Annotated in this window: 15 protein-coding genes; 10 read left to right on the forward strand and 5 right to left on the reverse strand. The window is 70.6% G+C overall.

The genetic code is table 11. The features are described from left to right. Positions 1-77: 77 nt before the first annotated feature. Entirely contained in the window at positions 78-707 is a 630-nt protein-coding gene (locus ACFWWU_RS04525; RefSeq protein ID WP_384138842.1) for a TetR/AcrR family transcriptional regulator, read from the reverse strand. A 321-nt stretch (positions 708-1,028) separates the two neighbouring features. Here ACFWWU_RS04525 and ACFWWU_RS04530 point away from each other — a divergent pair, with 321 nt between their 5' ends. From ACFWWU_RS04530 to ACFWWU_RS04545, 4 genes are all read left to right on the forward strand, one after another. Further along, a complete protein-coding gene (locus tag ACFWWU_RS04530; RefSeq protein ID WP_384138844.1) occupies positions 1,029-2,000 on the forward strand; it encodes a tetratricopeptide repeat protein in 972 nt (323 codons plus the stop codon). A gap of 605 nt (positions 2,001-2,605) precedes the next feature. Next, positions 2,606-3,274: a DUF6230 family protein gene (locus ACFWWU_RS04535; RefSeq protein ID WP_384138847.1), complete on the forward strand. Its 669-nt coding sequence runs from the start codon at positions 2,606-2,608 to the stop codon at positions 3,272-3,274. 105 nt (positions 3,275-3,379) lie between these two features. Further along, positions 3,380-3,949, forward strand: coding sequence for a DUF6114 domain-containing protein (locus ACFWWU_RS04540; RefSeq protein ID WP_384138850.1), 570 nt, complete (start codon positions 3,380-3,382; stop codon positions 3,947-3,949). After that, positions 3,939-5,321, forward strand: a complete 1,383-nt coding sequence (locus ACFWWU_RS04545) for a hypothetical protein (protein WP_384138853.1) — start codon at positions 3,939-3,941, stop codon at positions 5,319-5,321. The genes ACFWWU_RS04540 and ACFWWU_RS04545 overlap by 11 nt, the downstream gene beginning before the upstream one ends. A 75-nt stretch (positions 5,322-5,396) precedes the next feature. Here the strand turns inward: ACFWWU_RS04545 and ACFWWU_RS04550 are convergent, their stop codons facing one another. The 4 genes from ACFWWU_RS04550 to pta form a co-directional block, all read right to left on the reverse strand. Further along, the gene (locus ACFWWU_RS04550; RefSeq protein WP_384138856.1) at positions 5,397-5,909 is read right to left on the reverse strand and encodes a hypothetical protein; all 513 of its coding nucleotides are present in this window, start codon (positions 5,907-5,909) and stop codon (positions 5,397-5,399) included. 131 nt (positions 5,910-6,040) lie between these two features. Continuing rightward, positions 6,041-7,471 carry a pyruvate kinase gene (pyk, locus tag ACFWWU_RS04555; protein WP_384138858.1) on the reverse strand — a complete coding sequence of 477 codons (1,431 nt, stop codon included), beginning with the start codon at positions 7,469-7,471 and terminating at the stop codon, positions 6,041-6,043. Positions 7,472-7,553: 82 nt separating this feature from the next. Continuing rightward, complete coding sequence (locus ACFWWU_RS04560; protein ID WP_384138861.1) at positions 7,554-8,792, reverse strand: acetate kinase; 1,239 nt, start codon at positions 8,790-8,792, stop codon at positions 7,554-7,556. Continuing rightward, positions 8,789-10,882: a phosphate acetyltransferase gene (pta, locus tag ACFWWU_RS04565; RefSeq protein WP_384138863.1), complete on the reverse strand. Its 2,094-nt coding sequence runs from the start codon at positions 10,880-10,882 to the stop codon at positions 8,789-8,791. Before pta ends, ACFWWU_RS04560 begins: the two co-directional genes overlap by 4 nt. A 341-nt stretch (positions 10,883-11,223) precedes the next feature. On the opposite strand from pta, the gene ACFWWU_RS04570 reads away from it, so the two are divergent. The 6 genes from ACFWWU_RS04570 to ACFWWU_RS04595 all read left to right on the forward strand — a co-directional run bounded on the left by ACFWWU_RS04570 (position 11,224) and on the right by ACFWWU_RS04595 (position 18,243). Beyond that, positions 11,224-12,249, forward strand: coding sequence for an ATP-dependent 6-phosphofructokinase (locus ACFWWU_RS04570; protein WP_384138866.1), 1,026 nt, complete (start codon positions 11,224-11,226; stop codon positions 12,247-12,249). A 273-nt stretch (positions 12,250-12,522) separates the two neighbouring features. After that, a complete protein-coding gene (locus ACFWWU_RS04575; protein ID WP_384138868.1) occupies positions 12,523-13,626 on the forward strand; it encodes a helix-turn-helix domain-containing protein in 1,104 nt (367 codons plus the stop codon). A 612-nt stretch (positions 13,627-14,238) separates the two neighbouring features. After that, positions 14,239-15,048: a TauD/TfdA family dioxygenase gene (locus tag ACFWWU_RS04580; RefSeq protein WP_384138871.1), complete on the forward strand. Its 810-nt coding sequence runs from the start codon at positions 14,239-14,241 to the stop codon at positions 15,046-15,048. Between the two features lie 69 nt (positions 15,049-15,117). After that, positions 15,118-15,885, forward strand: a complete 768-nt coding sequence (locus tag ACFWWU_RS04585; protein ID WP_384138874.1) for a sulfite exporter TauE/SafE family protein — start codon at positions 15,118-15,120, stop codon at positions 15,883-15,885. Positions 15,886-16,013: 128 nt separating this feature from the next. Further along, positions 16,014-17,087, forward strand: coding sequence for an alpha-hydroxy acid oxidase (locus ACFWWU_RS04590; RefSeq protein WP_384138877.1), 1,074 nt, complete (start codon positions 16,014-16,016; stop codon positions 17,085-17,087). A 31-nt stretch (positions 17,088-17,118) separates the two neighbouring features. Further along, complete coding sequence (locus ACFWWU_RS04595; RefSeq protein WP_384138879.1) at positions 17,119-18,243, forward strand: PLP-dependent aminotransferase family protein; 1,125 nt, start codon at positions 17,119-17,121, stop codon at positions 18,241-18,243. Positions 18,244-18,343 lie beyond the last annotated feature (100 nt).

An 18,343-nucleotide genomic window follows, 5' to 3' on the forward strand; every position in this document is an offset into this window, starting at 1 on the left:
CCCGCGCCCGCGACTTTCCGCCGCCCCATTCAGTCGATGGCCGCCTCAGCCGATGGCCATCTGAGTCGATGGCCGCCTCAGCCGAGCGCCGCCACCGCGCCGAGGCCTCCCACCAGGAGGGCCGAAAGGCGGCTCACCCACTCCTCGTCGACCGGTTCGGCGCTCACCAGGGCGCGGTGGACGACCGCGCCCGCGATGACGTCGAAGATCAGGTCGTCCGTGGCGTCCACGGCCACCGGATCGCGGTCCGAAGGGAGTTCGCCGCGCTGCTGCGCCCGCCGGCGGCCCGCCAGGACGAGCCGCTTCTGGCGGTCGACTATCGAGGCGCGGATACGCTCGCGCAGGGGTTCGTCCCGGGTCGACTCGGCCACCACGGCCATCAGGGCAGTCTTGGTCTCCGGGCGTTCGAGGAGCGCCGCGAACTGGAGGACGACATGCTCGATGTCGGCCTGGAGGGAACCCAGGTCGGGCAGTTCGAGTTCGTCGAAGAGGACGGCCACGGCGTCCACCACGAGCTCGTTCTTGTTGGCCCAGCGGCGGTAGAGCGTCGTCTTCGCAACCCCGGCGCGGCCGGCGACGTCCCCCATCGTGAGCTTGGACCAGCCGAGGTCGACCAGGGCGGCGCGGGTCGCCTCCAGGATGGCCGCGTCGGCCTCGGTGGAGCGGGGGCGTCCGGTACGGCTGTTGCGGGGGGTACTGCTGCACATGGACGTCGACCATACCCGTCGGTAGGTACGGCGCCAGAGGCGCGGGATGTGAGGCAGTTCACCGAGCGGATCGCTGCCGCGCCCTCCCCGCCGATCCTCCCGGAGAGTTACGCTACGACCTGTAGCGAAAGGCTTTGAGCGGCCCTAGCGACAACCATGTGCCGGGTGGGGACCCGGCGGTGCACCGGGTGGGGATCCGGTGCGGAACGAAGACGAAGAACCGTGTCGCCCGGGCGTCTCGTACACCGGCGGGAGACCCCCGGGCGGCACGGTTCAGCCATGACTTACCGGTTACGCGCGCGGAAGGGGGAGGATGTACGCATGCAGCCCCGAAACATGTCCATGAGCGGCGTCGTCGACCTCGCCGCGGTGAAGGCGGCCGGAGAGGCCAAGGCCAAGGCGGAGCAGGTCCGGGCCGAGGCCGCCCGGCAGGGTGGTTCCGCCGCGGTGCCCCCCTCCGCCCTGGTGATCGACGTCGACGAGGCCGGCTTCGAGCGCGATGTCATCCAGCGCTCCGCCGAGGTCCCCGTCGTCCTCGACTTCTGGGCCGAGTGGTGCGAGCCGTGCAAGCAGCTCGGCCCCCTCCTGGAGCGCCTGGCCGTCGAGTACAACGGCCGCTTCCTGCTCGCGAAGATCGACGTCGACGCCAACCAGATGCTGATGCAGCAGTTCGGCATCCAGGGAATTCCGGCCGTTTTCGCGGTGGTCGCCGGCCAGGCGCTGCCGCTCTTCCAGGGCGCGGTGCCCGAGGCCCAGATCCGGGAGACCCTCGACCAGCTGATCCAGGTCGGCGAGGAGCGCTTCGGTCTGACGGGCATCGCCGTGGCCGGCGACGCGGACGGCGACGGCCCGGCCGTCGCCGAGCGCCCGGCCGGCCCGTACGACGCCCTCCTCGAAGCGGCCATGTCCGCGCTCGACGCGGGTGACCTGGCCGGCGCCGTCCAGGCGTACAAGAACGTGCTCGCCGACGACCCGGCCCACCCGGAGGCCAAGCTGGGCCTGGCCCAGGCCGAGCTCCTCGCCCGGGTGCAGGACCTCGACCCCGCCGTCGTACGCAAGAACGCGGCGGACGACCAGGCCGACGTCGCCGCGCAGATCGCCGCCGCCGACCTCGACCTGGTGGGCGGCCATGTCGAGGACGCCTTCGGGCGCCTCGTGGAGACCGTGCGCCGCACGGTGGGCGAGGACAGGGACGCGGCGCGGCTGCGGCTCCTGGAGCTTTTCGAGGTGATCGGCGTCGACGACCCGCGCGTGACGGCGGCCCGCCAGTCCCTCGCCCGGGTGCTTTTCTGAGATCTCGCCCCGGGGTGTTCCCCACCCGCCGGATCGTCCGACGATTTGGCGACACAGCGACGAACAGCGGCCGCGCTTTACCAAAACTTGGTAATCGCGGCCGCTGTTACTTGCAGTAAATCGAGCCGATGATTCTGTCCGGCTTCATCCGGCGATCTGCTGATATTGCGTATCACCCGACCGCACCCTGTGTGCCCGTTCGGCCCCGCCCCGCCATGCCCCGGTTATCCACCCGTTACTAGCCAGTAACGAACCCCCTTGTGCGACGGCCCGGAATCGACCACGATCGGCGACGCTCGGTCCGAACCGCAGACCCCGGCAACCAACCGGGAACGCGGCGAGGGTCCCCACCGGGCGGGCCGGTGCCCCAGGCGCCGGCCGTGGACAGGGGGGTTCCCGCTCTCACCGAACGGGGCCTGTCCAACCCGGCCACGCGCACAGCGTGGCTCATGGTTGTCGCTCGGGGGTGATCGCCGGTGATTCGGACGCGCATCGCGCCGCCTGATGCCTCGGTGCTTCCCTTCCCGAGGACGTAGCTCTTCTCCCATCCCGGGACGGGCCCCCCGGCCCTTCCGGAGATGTACGTCCGAGAAGGAGGAATTCTCATGAAGTCCCAGGTTCGTGGCGGTACCAGATGGAAGCGTTTCGCCGTCGTCATGGTCCCGAGCGTGGCCGCGACGGCCGCGATCGGCGTCGGTCTGGCCCAGGGTGCGCTGGCCGCGTCCTTCAGCATCTCCGGCCAGGAATTCAAGGTTAAGGCGAAGAGCCTCGTCGGCGAGGACTTCGTCCAGTACGGCAGCGTCAACGGCGGCAAGGACCTGGAGGGCAACGCTTTCGCCGCCCCGGTCGCCGTCTCGGGCTTCTCGAAGGCCTGGATCACCGACATGTGCCAGTCGGTGGTGACGCCGAAGGTGCCGTTCGTCGGTGACGTCACGCTGAGGCTCACGGCCGGTACCGGCAAGGACAAGGTCTACGCGGAGGACATCTACCTCGATGTCTCCTCGCTCAAGACCAACGCCGAGTTCAAGAACATCGACATCGGCGTCGCGGCCGGTGCGCTCAACCACGGCCCTGACGGCAAGCCCGTCCCGGGCAAGCCGGGCATCCAGCCCAACACGAAGGCGAACCCGTTCGGCTTCGGTCAGCGCGCCGAGGAGGCGGTGCTGAACGACGTCGAGCAGAAGGCGTGGGCGACCACCGCCGCCACCTTCAAGCTCCCGAACCTGAACCTGTCGCTGCACAGGGGCACGGCGCAGGAGTGCTTCAAGGACTGACCCGGTCCGGAGGGTGTGGGCCGTCCCGTACGGCCCCACCCGCTCCGGCCGACGGCACCACCTTCTTCACCTTCTCAGCAACACCGCTTCCAGGGAGCTGTTTCCATGAGCGCCGAGATCCCCGCCTCCCGCGAAGTCCCCAAGGAGAACCGGTTCAAGGTCTGGCGACAGACCCGGCCCTTCTGGGCGGGACTGCTCACCATCATCGGCGGCGTACCGATCGCCTATCTCCCGTACGGGGACTTTCGGCTCGGCAACGCCACGCTCGCCATGCAGACGACCGCCGGAGCGGGAGCGCTGATCATCGGCGTCCTGCTCATCACGCTCGGTCTCACGATGTGGTTCCAGCCCGTCGTCCGGGTGTTCGCGGGCGTCGCGACGATCGTCCTGGCGCTGGTCTCCATCCCGGTGTCGAACTTCGGCGGTCTGGTCATCGGGTTCCTGTTCTCCCTGATCGGAGGCGGCATGTCCGCCGCGTGGGCGCCCGCGCCCCCGGTCGAGGAGACCGACGACGACGCACAGCACGACGGTCAGCTTGAGGCCTCCGAGGAGGCCGGCGCCGAGCTCGAGACCGAGGTCGTCGTGGCGGCCGGTGTCCCGGAGCAGCGCGAGACGTACGAGTCGGCGACCGAAACGATGACCGACGCCAATGGCGGGAGGAACAGTGCGGGGTGACGAGACTCAGTCGGCGCTCGCGAAGGAGGGCCCGCGGCACGCGGCCCCGCGCAAGTCGCTGCTGAACAGGATCCAGGGCCCCGCGGGCAAGGCGATGGCGCTGGCCGCCATGCCGACCGCGGTGTTCGTGGGCATGGGCCTCACGCCCAAGCTCGCCCTCGCCGACGAGAAGGACATCCCCTTCGCGCCCGGCCCGTGTGTGACCCGCTCGGACGAGCCGACTCCGGAGGAGACGGCGACGGCCACGGCGAAGCCCACGGAGAGCGCGAAGCCGACGGCGACCCCCTCGGCGACCGCGAGCGCGACCGTGAGCCCGAGTGCCACGGCGACGACCGGCCCCACGGCCACGGCTTCGGCGACGGCGACCCCGACCGCCACCCCGACGCCGACCGCGACGGAGACCGGCCAGGCGACCACGCAGCAGACGCGGGAGTCGGCGGCGAACGCGACCCCCTCGGCCACGGCTACCGCCACGGCCACACCCGTCCCCACGAAGTCGACGAACCCGCTCGACCCGCTGGGCGTGGGCGACGCGATCAAGGACCTCTTCGACGGCCCGGACCCGAAGCCGACGGCCACGACGGCTGCACCGACGACGGCTGCCCCGGTCCAGAAGCCCGCGACCGCCGACGAGCCGACCGCGACCGCCTCACCGACGGCGACCGCCACCGCGAAGGCGACCCCCACCGCCACCGCGCCCCCCACCGCGACCGCCACCGCGCCCGCCAAGCCGAAGGCGACCGCCGACCCGGCCGCCGACGCGACCAAGAAGGCGATCGAGAAGGCGGCCGACAAGGCCGGCGTCACCGTCAAGGAGCTCCCGGAGAGCGCCCAGGGCCTCGACCCCAAAAAGGACGAGTCCATACCCGACGGCGCCAAGCCGCGCTTCCCGTGCCCCGAGCTGGACCCGGAGGCGCTCGCGGCGGCCGAACTGGAGCCGGGCATCCCGCTGCTCCCGGACGAGCCGTGGCGCCTGGAAAGCACGCTCCTCACCCTCAAGGGCCTCAAGTACCACGGCATCGTCGAGGTGAAGACCGGCAGCGGCAAGATCAAGAAGGTCCTGAAGTTCACCGCGAGCGGTGTCGACATCAAGGACCTCCACCAGCTGACGGTCCACTCGGAGGGCCGTACGGGTCACGTCCGCTCCGACAAGGGCTCGACATCGACCATCACCGACGGCACGGTGACCATGTACACGGAGGAGCTGAAGGGCAACCTCTTCGGCCTCATCCCGATCACCTTCGGCCCGGAGTCCCCGCCCCCGCTGGACGTCCCCTTCGCCTTCTTCACCCAGGTGAAGCTCAAGCAGGCGGGCCAGTTCGGCGGCACCCTCAAGGTCCCGGGCCTCCGCAACACGATCGAGCCCAACTGATCTCTGTACTCCTCCGGGAGCCGCACGCGACGGCCTCCCCTCCCACACGGGAGGGGAGGCCGTCGTGCGGCACCGTCAGCCGAGTGCCCCGGCCGCCGTGCGACGGACGCGCTTGGTACGGCCCGTCGCGGCGAGGAGCCGCAGCAGCGACTCGTCGGACACCTCGGCGGCGATCCGCAGCTGGAGCCAGTCGCTCCAGCCGTCGATCAGCTCGGCTCCCGGCGTCGGTGCACCCGCCCCGGACAGCAGGTCCTCCAGGGTTCCCAGTTCGCGGGCCCGGCGCTCACTGAAGGCGCGCGCCGTGGGGGCGAGAGCCCGCACCCAGGAGGCACGCTCGGCGCGGGGCACCCGTTCCAGAGCGTCGCCGACGACCGCCGAGGCGAGGGCGGCGTCCGTCTCCGCGGCGACCGCGGGAAGCAGGTGCGGCCGCGCCGTATCGGACGCGAGGGCGGCCCGGTACAGCTCCCAGCGGGCGTGGCCGTCGGCCATGTCGGCCACGACCCTGCCGGTCAGGGCCTCCAGCCGTCGTACGGCCTCCCGGAGTGCGGGAGACGCTTCGAGTCCGGGGGACACTTCGGCATCCGCCATGGGCCTCGAACCTCTCCATGCCGACCGGATGTTCTCCCCGATGGTACGGAGACCGCCGGGGACATACGGCTGTGGGCCGCGACCCCGTCTCCAGGGTGCGGCCCACAGTCGTATGCGAATCGAGCGGGGCGTCAGGCGTGCTCGCCGCCGCCCAGGTGGTGGACGCGGACCATGTTCGTCGTGCCGGGGACGCCGGGGGGCGAGCCGGCCGTGATGATCATGGTGTCGCCCTCGTTGTAGCGCTGGAGCTTCAGGAGCTCGGCGTCCACGAGGTCGACCATCGCGTCCGTGGTCTCCACGAACGGGACGAGGAAGGACTCGACGCCCCAGCTCAGGGTGAGCTGGTTGCGGGTGTTCTCGTCCGTCGTGAAGGCGAGGATCGGCTGCTGCACCCGGTAGCGGGAGAGGCGGCGGGCCGTGTCGCCGGACTGGGTGAAGGCGATCAGCGCCTTGCCGCCCAGGAAGTCGGCGATCTCGCAGGCCGCGCGGGCGACGGAGCCGCCCTGGGTGCGCGGCTTCTTGCCGGGGACCAGGGGCTGGAGGCCCTTGGAGAGCAGCTCCTCCTCGGCCGCGGTGACGATCTTCGACATCGTCTTCACGGTCTCGATCGGGTAGGCGCCGACCGAGGACTCGGCCGACAGCATGACCGCGTCCGCGCCGTCCAGGATCGCGTTGGCGACGTCGCTCGCCTCGGCGCGGGTCGGCCGGGAGTTGGTGATCATCGACTCCATCATCTGGGTCGCGACGATGACCGGCTTGGCGTTGCGGCGGCACATCTCGACGAGGCGCTTCTGCACCATCGGGACCCGCTCCAGCGGGTACTCGACGGCGAGGTCGCCACGGGCCACCATGACCGCGTCGAAGGCCGCGACGACGGCCTCCATGTTCTCGACGGCCTGCGGCTTCTCGACCTTGGCGATGACGGGGACCCGGCGGCCCTCCTCGTCCATCACCTTGTGGACGTCCTTGACGTCGTCGGCGTCGCGGACGAAGGAGAGGGCGACCATGTCGCAGCCCATGCGGAGCGCGAAGCGGAGGTCGTCGACGTCCTTCTCCGACAGGGCGGGGACGTTGACGGCCGCGCCGGGCAGGTTGATGCCCTTGTGGTCGGAGATGACACCGCCCTCGATGACCACGGTCTTGACCCGGGGGCCGTCGATCTCGACGACCCGCAGCTCGACGTTGCCGTCGTTGATGAGGACCTGGTCGCCCTTGGAGACGTCGCCGGGCAGACCCTTGTAGGTGGTGCCGCAGATGGACTTGTCGCCGGGGACGTCCTCGGTGGTGATGGTGAACTCGTCACCGCGCACCAGCTCGACCGGACCCTCGGCGAAGGTCTCCAGGCGGATCTTGGGGCCCTGGAGGTCGGCGAGTACGCCGACGGCGTGCCCGGTGTCCGCGGAGACCTGCCGGACGCGGTCGTACCGCTCCTGGTGTTCTGCCTGGGACCCGTGGCTGAAGTTGAATCGGGCCACGTTCATACCGGCCTCGATGAGAGCCTTCAGCTGCTCATACGAGTCGACGGCGGGGCCCAGCGTGCAGACGATTTTGGAACGGCGCATGAGGCGGATCCTATCGGTTTGTTTCACTGCGGAATATTCCGACTGGCGGAAAGTACAAATGGGCGCGGGCCCGCTCAAGCGTTCACTCGTTCGAGCTCGCCGAGCGCGAAACGAGCGCGAAACTCTGCCGCGCGATCTCCAGCTCCTCGTCGGTCGGCACCACGGCGACCGCCACCCGCGCGTAGTCCGGAGAGATCAGCCGCGCCTCGTCGGAACGTACGGCGTTGAGGTCCGCGTCCACGGCGAGACCCAGCTCCTCCAGGCCCGCGATGGCAGCCTCCCGCACCGGGGCCGCGTTCTCGCCGACCCCCGCCGTGAACACCACCGCGTCCACCCGGCCGAGCACCGCGTAGTAGGCGCCGATGTACTTCTTCAGCCGGTGGATGTAGATGTCGAAGGCGAGGGCCGCCGCGGGATCGCCCTCGTCCACCCGGCGGCGGATCTCCCGCATGTCGTTGTCGCCGCAGAGCCCGACGAGGCCGGACTTCTTGTTCAGGAGGCCGTCGATCTCGCTGTCGTCCATGCCCGCCACCCGCTTGAGGTGGAAGGTGACCGCCGGGTCGATGTCGCCCGAGCGGGTGCCCATGACCAGGCCCTCCAGGGGCGTCAGGCCCATCGAGGTGTCCACGCACCGGCCGCCCGCCACCGCCGAGGCGGAGGCGCCGTTGCCCAGGTGCAGCACGATCACGTTCACCTCCTCGGGCGCCTTGCCGAGGAGCTTCGCCGTCTCGCGCGAGACGTACGCGTGCGAGGTGCCGTGGAAGCCGTACCGCCGGATCCGGTACGCGTCCGCCGTCGCCACGTCGATCGCGTACCGCGCCGCCGACTCCGGCATCGTCGTGTGGAAGGCCGTGTCGAAGACCGCCACCTGCGGCAGGTCCGGACGCAGGGACATCGCCGTACGGATGCCGGTGAGGTTCGCCGGGTTGTGCAGCGGGGCGACCGGCACGAGCCGCTCGATCTCCGCGAGCACCTCGTCGTCGACGACCGTCGGGGCGGTGAACCGCAGTCCGCCGTGCACCACCCGGTGACCGATCGCGGCCAGCTCGGGGGAGTCCAGGCCGAGGCCGTCCGCCGCCAGTTCCTCGGCGACCGCCTTCAGCGCCGCCGCGTGGTCGGGGATCGGACCGTTCTTCTCGCGCTTCTCCCCTCCGCCGCCCTGGAGCGGGGTGTGCACCAGACGGGAGGTCTCCTCGCCGATCCGCTCCACCAGGCCGAGCGCGAGCCGGCTGCCGTCCGCCATGTCGAGGAGCTGGTACTTGACCGACGACGAGCCGGAGTTGAGGACGAGGACACGGGTGTGGGTGGGGGTGGCGGTCATGCTTCGAGCTCCTGACCCTGGGAGGGGACCTGGGACTGGATCGCCGTGATGGCGACCGTGTTGACGATGTCGCTGACGAGCGCGCCGCGCGAGAGGTCGTTCACCGGCTTGCGCAGACCCTGGAGCACCGGGCCGACGGCCACGGCGCCGGCCGAACGCTGCACGGCCTTGTAGGTGTTGTTGCCGGTGTTGAGGTCGGGGAAGATCAGCACGGTCGCCTGCCCGGCCACCTCCGAGTCCGGCAGCTTGGTGGCGGCGACGGAGGGTTCCACCGCCGCGTCGTACTGGATCGGGCCCTCGATCCGCAGCTCCGGGTGCGCCTCGCGGACCAGCTTCGTCGCCTCGCGCACCTTGTCGACGTCCGCGCCGGAGCCCGAGGTGCCGGTGGAGTACGAGAGCATCGCGATCCGCGGCTCCACGCCGAAGCGGGCCGCGGTGGCCGCCGACTGGGCGGCGATGTCCGCGAGCTGCTCGGCGTTCGGGTCGGGGTTGACCGCGCAGTCGCCGTAGACGAGCACCTTGTCGGCGAGGCACATGAAGAAGACCGAGGAGACGATCGACGCCTCCGGCTTCGTCTTGATGATCTCGAAGGCCGGGCGGATCGTCGCCGCCGTGGAGTGCACGGAGCCGGAGACCATGCCGTCGGCCAGCCCCTCCTGCACCATCAGCGTGCCGAAGTAGTTCACGTCGGAGACGACGTCGTACGCGAGCTCGACCGTGACGCCCTTGTGGGCGCGGAGCGCCGCGTACTTCTCGGCGAACGAGTCGCGGAGCTCCGAGGTCTGCGGGTCGATCAGCTGCGTGTCACCCAGGTTCACGCTCAGGTCGGCGGCCTTCTTGCGGATCGTCTCGACGTCGCCGAGCAGCGTCAGGTCGCAGACGTCACGGCGGATCAGGACGTCGGCGGCGCGCAGCACGCGCTCCTCGGTGCCCTCGGGAAGCACGACCCGGCGCCGGTCGGCGCGCGCCTGTTCGAGCAGTTCGTGCTCGAACATCATCGGGGTGACGCGGCCGCTGCGGGCGACCGAGATCCGCTTGAGCAGGTCCGCGGTGTCCACGTGCCGCTCGAACAGGCCGAGGGCCGTCTCCGCCTTGCGCGGGGTGGCGGCGTTCAGCTTGCCCTCAAGGGAGAAGAGCTCGGTCGCGGTCGGGAAGCTGTTGCCCGGTACGGAGATGACCGGGGTGCCGGGCGCGAGCCGGGCCGCCAGGGTCAGGATCTCCTCGCTGGGCCGCTCGTTGAGGGTGAGCAGCACGCCGGCGATCGGCGGGGTGCCGGCCGAGTGCGCGGCGAGCGCGCCGACGACCAGGTCGGCCCGGTCCCCGGGGGTGACGACGAGACAGCCCGGGGTCAGCGCGTTGAGGAAGTTCGGCAGCATCGCGCCGCCGAAGACGAAGTCCAGGGCGTCGCGCCCGAGGCCCGCGTCGTCGCCGAGGACGACGGAGGCGCCGAGCGCGTGGGTGATCTGGGAGACGGTGGGCGCGGCGAGTGCCGGCTCGTCCGGCAGGACGTAACAGGGCACGGGCAGCCGGGCGGAGAGCCGCTCGGCGATGATCTCCCGGTCCTCGCCCGCGACCCGGTTGACGACCATCGCGAGCACGTCGCAGCCGAGTCCGTCGTACGCCCGGAAGGCGTTGCGGGCCTCGGCCCGTACGGACTCCGACGGCTGGCCCTTGCCGCCGACCACCGGGATGACGGAGGCGCCGAACTCGTTGGCCAGGCGGGCGTTGAGCGCGAGCTCGTCGGGGAGCTGCGTGGCCGCGAAGTCGGTACCGAGGACGAGGACGACCTCGTAGTCGCGGGCGACGGCGTGGAAACGGTCGACGATCTGCGAGACCAGTTCGTCGGTGCCCCGCTCGGCCTGGAGGTCCGAGGCCTCGTGATAGTCCATGCCGTAGACCGTCGAAGGGTCCTGCGAGAGGCGGTAGCGGGTCCGCAGCAGGTCGAAGAGGCGGTCGGGGCCGTCGTGCACCAGCGGGCGGAACACCCCCACCCGGTCCACCTGACGAGTGAGGAGCTCCATGACTCCCAGCTCGACGACCTGGCGGCCGTCACCGCGGTCGATCCCGGTCACGTACACGCTGCGCGTCACGCCGTGGTCTCCTGTCCAGTCCTGCGGAACGGGGCTCTCCGGGGGACGGGGCCGGGCGGTGCCCCACGGCACCGGCGCGGTCCGTGCGTCAATCCGCGGTCCTCGGAAACCCCCGAAAGGGCGGCATTACCCCCTTGACAATACCCCCGCGGCTGGTTACGTCGCCCGCCGGACGAAGGGCCCGGAATCCCGGGACGAAAGGCCTCCGGGAGGGCTCCGGGAGGGCTCCGGGAAGGCTCCGCGAGGGACGCGCGGAGCAGCGTCGAGCGTCCCCGTCAGGTCCGCCGTGTGAGAATTGCCGTGGCTCATCTGGACCGCGACCGAGCAGGAGACACAGCACGATGCGCATCGGAGTTCTCACCGCAGGCGGCGACTGCCCCGGCCTGAACGCAGTGATCCGGTCGGTCGTGCACCGGGCGCTGACCGGCCACGACGACGAAGTCATCGGCTTCGAGGACGGGTTCAAGGGCCTGCTCGACGGCCACTACCGACCCCTCGATCTCAACGCCGTGAGCGGCATCCTCGCCCGCGGCGGCACGATCCTCGGCTCCGCGCGCCTGGAGCGCAACCGGCTGCGCGAGGCCGCCGAGTCGGCCGCCGACCTGGCCAAGCAGTACGGCATCGACGTCCTCATCCCGATCGGCGGCGAGGGCACCCTGACCGCCGCCCGGATGCTCTCCGACGCGGGCATGCCCGTCGTCGGCGTGCCGAAGACCATCGACAACGACATCTCCTCCACGGACCGCACCTTCGGCTTCGACACCGCCGTCGGCGTCGCCACCGAGGCCATGGACCGGCTGAAGACCACCGCCGAGTCCCACCAGCGGGTGATGGTCGTCGAGGTGATGGGCCGCCACGCCGGATGGATCGCGCTGGAGTCCGGCATGGCCGGCGGCGCGCACGGCATCTGCCTCCCCGAGCGCCCCTTCCAGGTCGACGACCTCGTCAAGATGGTCGAGGAGCGCTTCGCGCGCGGCAAGAAGTTCGCCGTCATCTGCGTCGCCGAGGGCGCCCATCCGGCCGAGGGCTCGATGGAGTACAAGAAGGGCGAGATCGACCAGTTCGGTCACGAGCGCTTCCAGGGCATCGGCAACCAGCTCGCCGTCGAGCTGGAGCGGCGCCTCGGCAAGGAGGCCCGGCCGGTCATCCTCGGCCACGTCCAGCGCGGCGGCACGCCGACCGCGTACGACCGGGTGCTCGCCACCCGCTTCGGCTGGCACGCGGTGGAGGCGGCGCACCGCGGCGAGTTCGGCCGGATGACGGCGCTGCGCGGCACGAGCGTCGAGATGGTGCCGCTGGCCGAGGCCGTGACGCGGCTCAAGACGGTGCCCGACGACCGCATCCGCGAGGCCGAGTCGGTCTTCTGACCGGTCCTCCGGACGCCCTCCCCTTCCGAACATCCTTCCGCATGTCCTTCCGGCCGGGACCTGCGTCCCGGCCTGTCCCGGATCCGCTCCGGGACCCGGACACACCCGAGTGGCCCCGACACTCCCCCCGTGGAGGGTCGGGGCCACTCGTCCGTAATGGCATCACCACCGGAAATGCCGAGTTCCACTCTTGAGCCGGAGCGCGAGATCAACAAGGCTTGAGGCTTGTCCCGGACATGTCCCAACCCTGTCCGGTGGAAGAGGGAGACGCGGATGATGGCGGCGGAACGGGCACCCGACCCGCGGGAGGTACGGAACGCCGCGGAGTTCGTCGCGTGCCTCCAGGCGCTCAAGGACTGGTCCGGCCTGACGTACCGCGAACTCGCGGCCCGGGCCGAGGCGCGCGGCGAGGTCCTGCCCCGGTCCACCGTCGCCAACATGCTGGCCCGCGCCACCGTCCCCCGCGAGGAGCTCCTGGTCTCCTTCCTCCGCGCGTGCGGGGTGGGGTCGAGCGGCCTTGCGGAGTGGCAGGCGGTACGGAAGGAGCTCGCGGTACGGGGGGTGCACGAGCCCGGCGCCGCCGACCTGGGGGAGGGAGTCGAGCCGGGGGACGGAGCCGACCTGGGGGAGGGCGCCGAGCCGGCGGGCGGAGCCGAGTCGGCGGAGGAGCCCGATTCGGTGGCGGGGCCCGACTCCGCCCAGGCGCCCGCCCCCGCCGCCGGTCCTTCGGTCGTCTGGCCCGGGGCGTCGGCTGCGCCCCCGGACGGCGCCCCCGACGCCCTGCGGCCGGGACCCCGGTCCCGTATACGGCGCGCCCTCGTCGCGTCGGTCGCGCTGGCCGGTCTCGTACTCGCCGGCGTCAGCGTCGTCGCCGTCCTGCGGGACGGGCACGGCGCCCACCCGCCCCGTATCCTCACCGCGCCCGCCGCCGGGGACGTACGCATCCGGGTGATCGGCCAGGACCTGTGCCTCGGCGAGCGGCGCGGCTCGCGCTCCGGGCAGATCCACCAGGCGCCGTGCCCCGACGCGAAGGTGCCGCTCTACTCGCTGAAGGAGACCGGCGGCGACCGGTGGAGGATCGTTTCGGACCACCCGGACTACGGCCCCGGCTGCTCCGGCATACCCTCCGGCGGCCGGATACCCGACGCCGCGTACGAGGACTCCGAGTGCGGCGACCCGAGCCGGGTGGAGGAGTTCACGCTGGAGCCGTACGGCACCCCCGTCGAGGGCTACCGGATCGTCCCGGCGGGCTCCGCCACGTCCGGCAGCTGCGTCACCGTCGTCGGTGACCGCTCGGCGGCCTGGGCGCGACTGGCGCAGGCCCCGTGCGCGCCGGACGCGGCGGGTCAGCTCTTCAGCTTCGACCGCAGAAGCTAGGACTGTCCGGACGGCTTAAGGGGAACACGGGGCGATGCCGCCCTGTGGCCGCCGTCACAGCCCCTAAGGCACCCTTATTCCCCCTGGCTCGGTGGCGCGAAATGACCTTCGAGGGGCTCACGCGAGTGCCGGCGCGCCCACCTCGCAGACCCGTAGCGGGACAATCCGGACGTTCACCTTCCGGACACCTGGCGCCATAGGAGCAGCTCAAGCGGGTCGATCGGCAGGATCAACCTCGCTCACGCCCCTTACCGGGCGGTATGGATTGTGGTGATTTCTCAACGTGGGCGAGATTCGCGCGGTATCGCCCGAATGCCGGACCCGTTAACAGGGGGAGTCGCTGTCCGAAATCGATTGTTGACGGAAAGATCGTCAACGGGATACGTTTTTCGCCGTAATGCCAAAACCCGCAGTTTAAATCGGCGAGGAATTATGGGAATAATTGCCCAGGCTCTCAATGAATACCGATTAAGCGAGTCGGAGGCGGCGAAAGTCGGCGAGTTGTCAGGAGTTGCCGCACGCTTGTCCGACTCGATCCCCATCGTCCTTTCGGGACTCCTTCTGGATCTCCCCGACGGGATGCGCAAAACGTTTCTCGACTTCGGTGCGGACGTGGAATCCAACGGATACTGCCTGCTTCGGGGAGTCCCCATCGGGGAGTTGCCGAACACGCCGCAGTCCCATGACCCCCACATCCTCGACGATCACGCGACCAACGGCACCCTCATGCTCGTCGCGGACCTCCTGGGCTCGCTGACCGGCTACCAGGACGAGAAATCGGGGGCACTCTTCCACGACGTGCATCCCGTACGTGGCGAGGAGGGCCGGATCGAGAACAGCGGATCGGTCGCCTTCGATTTCCACACGGAGAACGTGCACCACCCGCTCCGCCCGGACTACCTGGGCCTGCTCTGCCTGCGGCAGGACCACGAGCAGATCGCCGCGACGCGCGTCTCGTCCGTCCGGAACGCGCTGCCCCTGCTGACGGACGAACAGCTGGAGGAGCTGCGGAAGCCGCAGTTCCACAGCCTGTACCCGACCTCGTTCACACGGGACATCGCGGGGCCCCGCCCCTCCGCGGGCCCTCACCCGGTGATCTTCGGCCCGGCGGACCGGCCGTTCATGCGCTTCAACTCGCACAACACCCAGAGCGACCGGCCGGAGGCACGGGAGGCGCTGTCGGCCCTCGCCGCGGCGCTGGACGAGGTCGGCCGCGACCTGGTGCTCGCGCCGGGCGATCTCGTCGTCCTGGACAACCACGTCGTGGTGCACGGTCGCACCGCCTTCACGCCCCGTTACGACGGGCGCGACCGCTGGCTGCGCCGGTTCTACTCCCTGCGCAGCACCCCGTTGTGGGCCCAGCGCATGATGCGACACCCGCGAGTACTGCCCGCGATGACGGAGATCCGCGGGGTCGTCTGACCCGGCCGGTATCGCCCAGCAGGGCCTGTGGTCCCGTGAATCGGGACCATCCCACGTGAATGAGGAAGAGTGGAACTGTACGAGGTGCTCGGCCTGCTCGTCGCCGCGACGGCAGCCGGCTGGGTGGATGCTGTCGTCGGCGGTGGCGGGGTACTGCTCATCCCGGTACTCCTGTTGTCCTTCCCCCAGTATTCGCCCGCGGTGGCACTGGGCACGAACAAGATCGCGGCGGTCATGGGCACCGCGACCGCCGCGTACATGTACCAGCGGCGCACGAAGCTGGACCGCTCGGTGCTGTTGCCGGCCGCCGGGCTCGCGGTCCCCTTCGGCGCCGTCGGCGCCCTGTCCGCGTCGAGTGTTCCCGCGAGCTATTTCCGGCCCGTCATCATGGGCCTGCTCATCACGGTGGCGCTCTTCGTGGCCTTCAGGCCCGGTTTCGGGGTGCAGCAGCGGAATATCGTCGTCACCCCGCGCCGCCGCATCGTGGCCATTCTCCTCGCGGGTGTCGGAATCGGTTTCTACGACGGAGTCTTCGGGCCCGGCGTGGGCACCTTCCTCATCATCTCCTTCACCACGCTCCTCGCGACGCAGTTCCTGGAGAGCGCGGCCATGGCGAAGGTCATCAACGCGTCCTCCAATCTGGGCGCCCTCGCGGTCTTCGCCTGGCAGGGAAACGTCCTCTGGGCCCTCGGTCTGGGAATGGCCGTGGGGAACATCACCGGCGCGATGATCGGGTCGCGCACCGCAATGAAAAGAGGATCCGGGTTCGTCCGGGTCGTGCTGGTCGTCGTGGTCACCGGAATGGTGATCAAGATGGGATTCGACCAGTTCGCATGAAGAGTGCCCGCCTGAAGAGCACTCGCCCCAAGAACCACCCCGCCCCAAGAACCACCCCGCCCCAAGAACCACCCCGTCCCAAGAATCACCTCCCCGGAGGAAACACCTCCGAAGACGGAAGAGGACCCATGGCTAGGGAATTATCCGGGCTGCTGACGCTGACCGACTTCGAGCAGGCGGCCGAATCCGTACTCGACGCCGCGTCCTGGGCGTACGTGGCGGGCGGCGCCGACACCCAGCTCACGGTCCGTGCCAACACCGAAGCCTTCGACCAGGTCTGGCTGCGCCCGCGGGCCCTCGGCGGGACGGGTGTACAGCCCGACACCACGGTGACCGTGTTCGGGCAGCAGCTCGCGCTGCCGGTCCTGCTCGCCCCGACCAGCCCCCAGCGGCTCCTCCACGACGACGCCGAGATCGCCACCGCCCGGGCGGCCGAGTCCGCGGGCACCCTCTCGATCGTCAGCACCGACAGCCACCACGCGTTCCCCGAGATCGCCGGCTCCGTCAAGAACGGCTCCTGGTTCCAGCTCTACGCCTACCGCTCCCGGGACGACATCGCCGCGACGATCGCTCTGGCGGAGGACGCCGGCGCGACCGCGCTCGTGGTCACGGTCGACGCCAGCTACGCGGCCCGCCGCATCAGCACCAAGCGAGCGGGCTTCCGCACCCCGGCCCACGTCGACTTCGGCAACCTGCGCGCGCTGGGCGTGCTCACCGGTGAGATCCCGGACGGCGCCCGCATCGAGCGGTACCCGCTGACCTGGGACGACCTCGAGTGGATCCGGACCCGCACGCGCCTCCCGCTCGTGGTCAAGGGCATCCTGCGGGCCGAGGACGCCGAACGGTGCGTCGACCTAGGCGTGGACGGCGTCATCGTCTCCAACCACGGCGGCCGTCAACTCGACGGCGCGATGCCCAGCCTGGTCGCCCTGGAGCAGGTGGCGGCAGCGGTCTCCGGCCGCGCCGTGGTCCTCATGGACGGAGGCATCCGCTCCGGCGTCCACGTCGTCAAGGCCCTCGCGCTCGGCGCGGACGTGGTGTGCATCGGCCGCCCCTACCTGTGGGGTCTCGGCCTCGCCGGCCAGCAGGGCGTCGAAGCGGTTCTCGATCTCCTCAAGAGCGAGATCGAGGACACGCTGCTCCAGCTCGGCTCGGACTCCATCGCCGATCTGGACGCCGACTTCGCGGTCAGCGCCCGCTGAGCCCCCACCCCCCACGCAAGGAGCCCCACCCGTGACCGTCCAGACCGTCCACTTCTCGCGCGGCATCCCTCCACTCGAAGCGATCCCCTCCGCCGCCATCGCCGAGCTGACCGGGGAGATCCTCTCCTCCGAACCCGACCGGGTCTTCCAGTACGCACCCATCGGCCATCACACCGGCGATCGTGAACTCCGCGACCAGCTCGGCGCGTTCCACTCCGTCGACCCCGACCGGATCTTCGTCACCAACGGCTCCCTCCAGGCCCTCGACCTGCTCGCGGCCCACCTCCTCAAGGACGCCCCGCGCAAGTCGGTGCTGGCCGAAGCGCCGACGTACGACCGCGCGGTCCAGATATTCGAGCGGCACGGAGCCCAGGTGTCCGGGGTGCCCTTGCGGCACGACGGACTCGACCTGGACATCCTGCGGGACCGGCTCCGCACGGAGGTACCCGCGTTCGTCTATGTGATCCCCGACTTCCAGAACCCCAGCGGTGTGACCACGAGCGAGGAGAAGCGTCGCGAACTCGTGCGGCTCTCCGCCGAGTTCGGGTTCACCATCCTGGAGGACATCCCGTACCGGGAGCTCCGCTTCGACGGCGACGCCCCCGCGCTCCTCGGTGAACTCGCGGACGCCGTCGACGGCGCCCGAGTGCTGACCATGGGCTCGCTCAGCAAGATCCTGAGCCCCGGACTGCGGGTCGGCTACGTCATCGCTCCGCCCGGCGTCCCGAGGGAGCTGGCGGCGCTCGCCGAGAGCACGTACCTGTCGCCGGCCCCACTGCTCCAGACGGTGGCCGCGCGGGCCTTCGCGAGCGGCCTGGTGCGCCAGAACATCGAGGACGTCCGGAAGCTGCTGCGGCCGCGCCACGACATCGCCGTCGAAGCGGTGCGGAAGGCCCTCGGCGACGTCGCGCTGTGCGTGCCCGACGGCGGCTACTACATCAGCGTGCACCTGCCGGTCCGGGCCACGGAGGAGAAGTTCCTCGCCGCGGCGGCCGGTGCGGGCCTCGCCCTCACGCGTGGCTCGGCCTTCTACCCCGCCGAGTCGGCGCCCCCCGCCGGCACGGTGTTCCTCCGGCTCCCGTTCATGTCACTCGGCGGCGAGGAGTTCACCGAGGGCGTCGAGCGGCTCGCGGCCGTGGCGCAACGCGCGGAGTAGCGAGGCCGGCGAGAGGTGCGAGGGGCGCGGCGAGGAGTACGCGGCGAGGAGTACGCGGCGAGGAGTACGAGACGGGGAGTACGAGGCGGGGAAAGGGCAC

Source organism: Streptomyces sp. NPDC058650 (assembly GCF_042717315.1).
GTDB lineage: Bacteria > Actinomycetota > Actinomycetes > Streptomycetales > Streptomycetaceae > Streptomyces.

Coding starts and splice junctions, on each gene's coding strand:
- ACFWWU_RS04525 (WP_384138842.1), bottom strand. CDS start 707: ATGTGCAGCAGTACCCCCCGCAACAGCCGTACCGGACGCCCCCGCTCC.
- ACFWWU_RS04530 (WP_384138844.1), top strand. CDS start 1,029: ATGCAGCCCCGAAACATGTCCATGAGCGGCGTCGTCGACCTCGCCGCG.
- ACFWWU_RS04535 (WP_384138847.1), top strand. CDS start 2,606: ATGAAGTCCCAGGTTCGTGGCGGTACCAGATGGAAGCGTTTCGCCGTC.
- ACFWWU_RS04540 (WP_384138850.1), top strand. CDS start 3,380: ATGAGCGCCGAGATCCCCGCCTCCCGCGAAGTCCCCAAGGAGAACCGG.
- ACFWWU_RS04550 (WP_384138856.1), bottom strand. CDS start 5,909: ATGGCGGATGCCGAAGTGTCCCCCGGACTCGAAGCGTCTCCCGCACTC.
- pyk (WP_384138858.1), bottom strand. CDS start 7,471: ATGCGCCGTTCCAAAATCGTCTGCACGCTGGGCCCCGCCGTCGACTCG.
- ACFWWU_RS04560 (WP_384138861.1), bottom strand. CDS start 8,792: ATGACCGCCACCCCCACCCACACCCGTGTCCTCGTCCTCAACTCCGGC.
- ACFWWU_RS04570 (WP_384138866.1), top strand. CDS start 11,224: ATGCGCATCGGAGTTCTCACCGCAGGCGGCGACTGCCCCGGCCTGAAC.
- ACFWWU_RS04575 (WP_384138868.1), top strand. CDS start 12,523: ATGATGGCGGCGGAACGGGCACCCGACCCGCGGGAGGTACGGAACGCC.
- ACFWWU_RS04590 (WP_384138877.1), top strand. CDS start 16,014: ATGGCTAGGGAATTATCCGGGCTGCTGACGCTGACCGACTTCGAGCAG.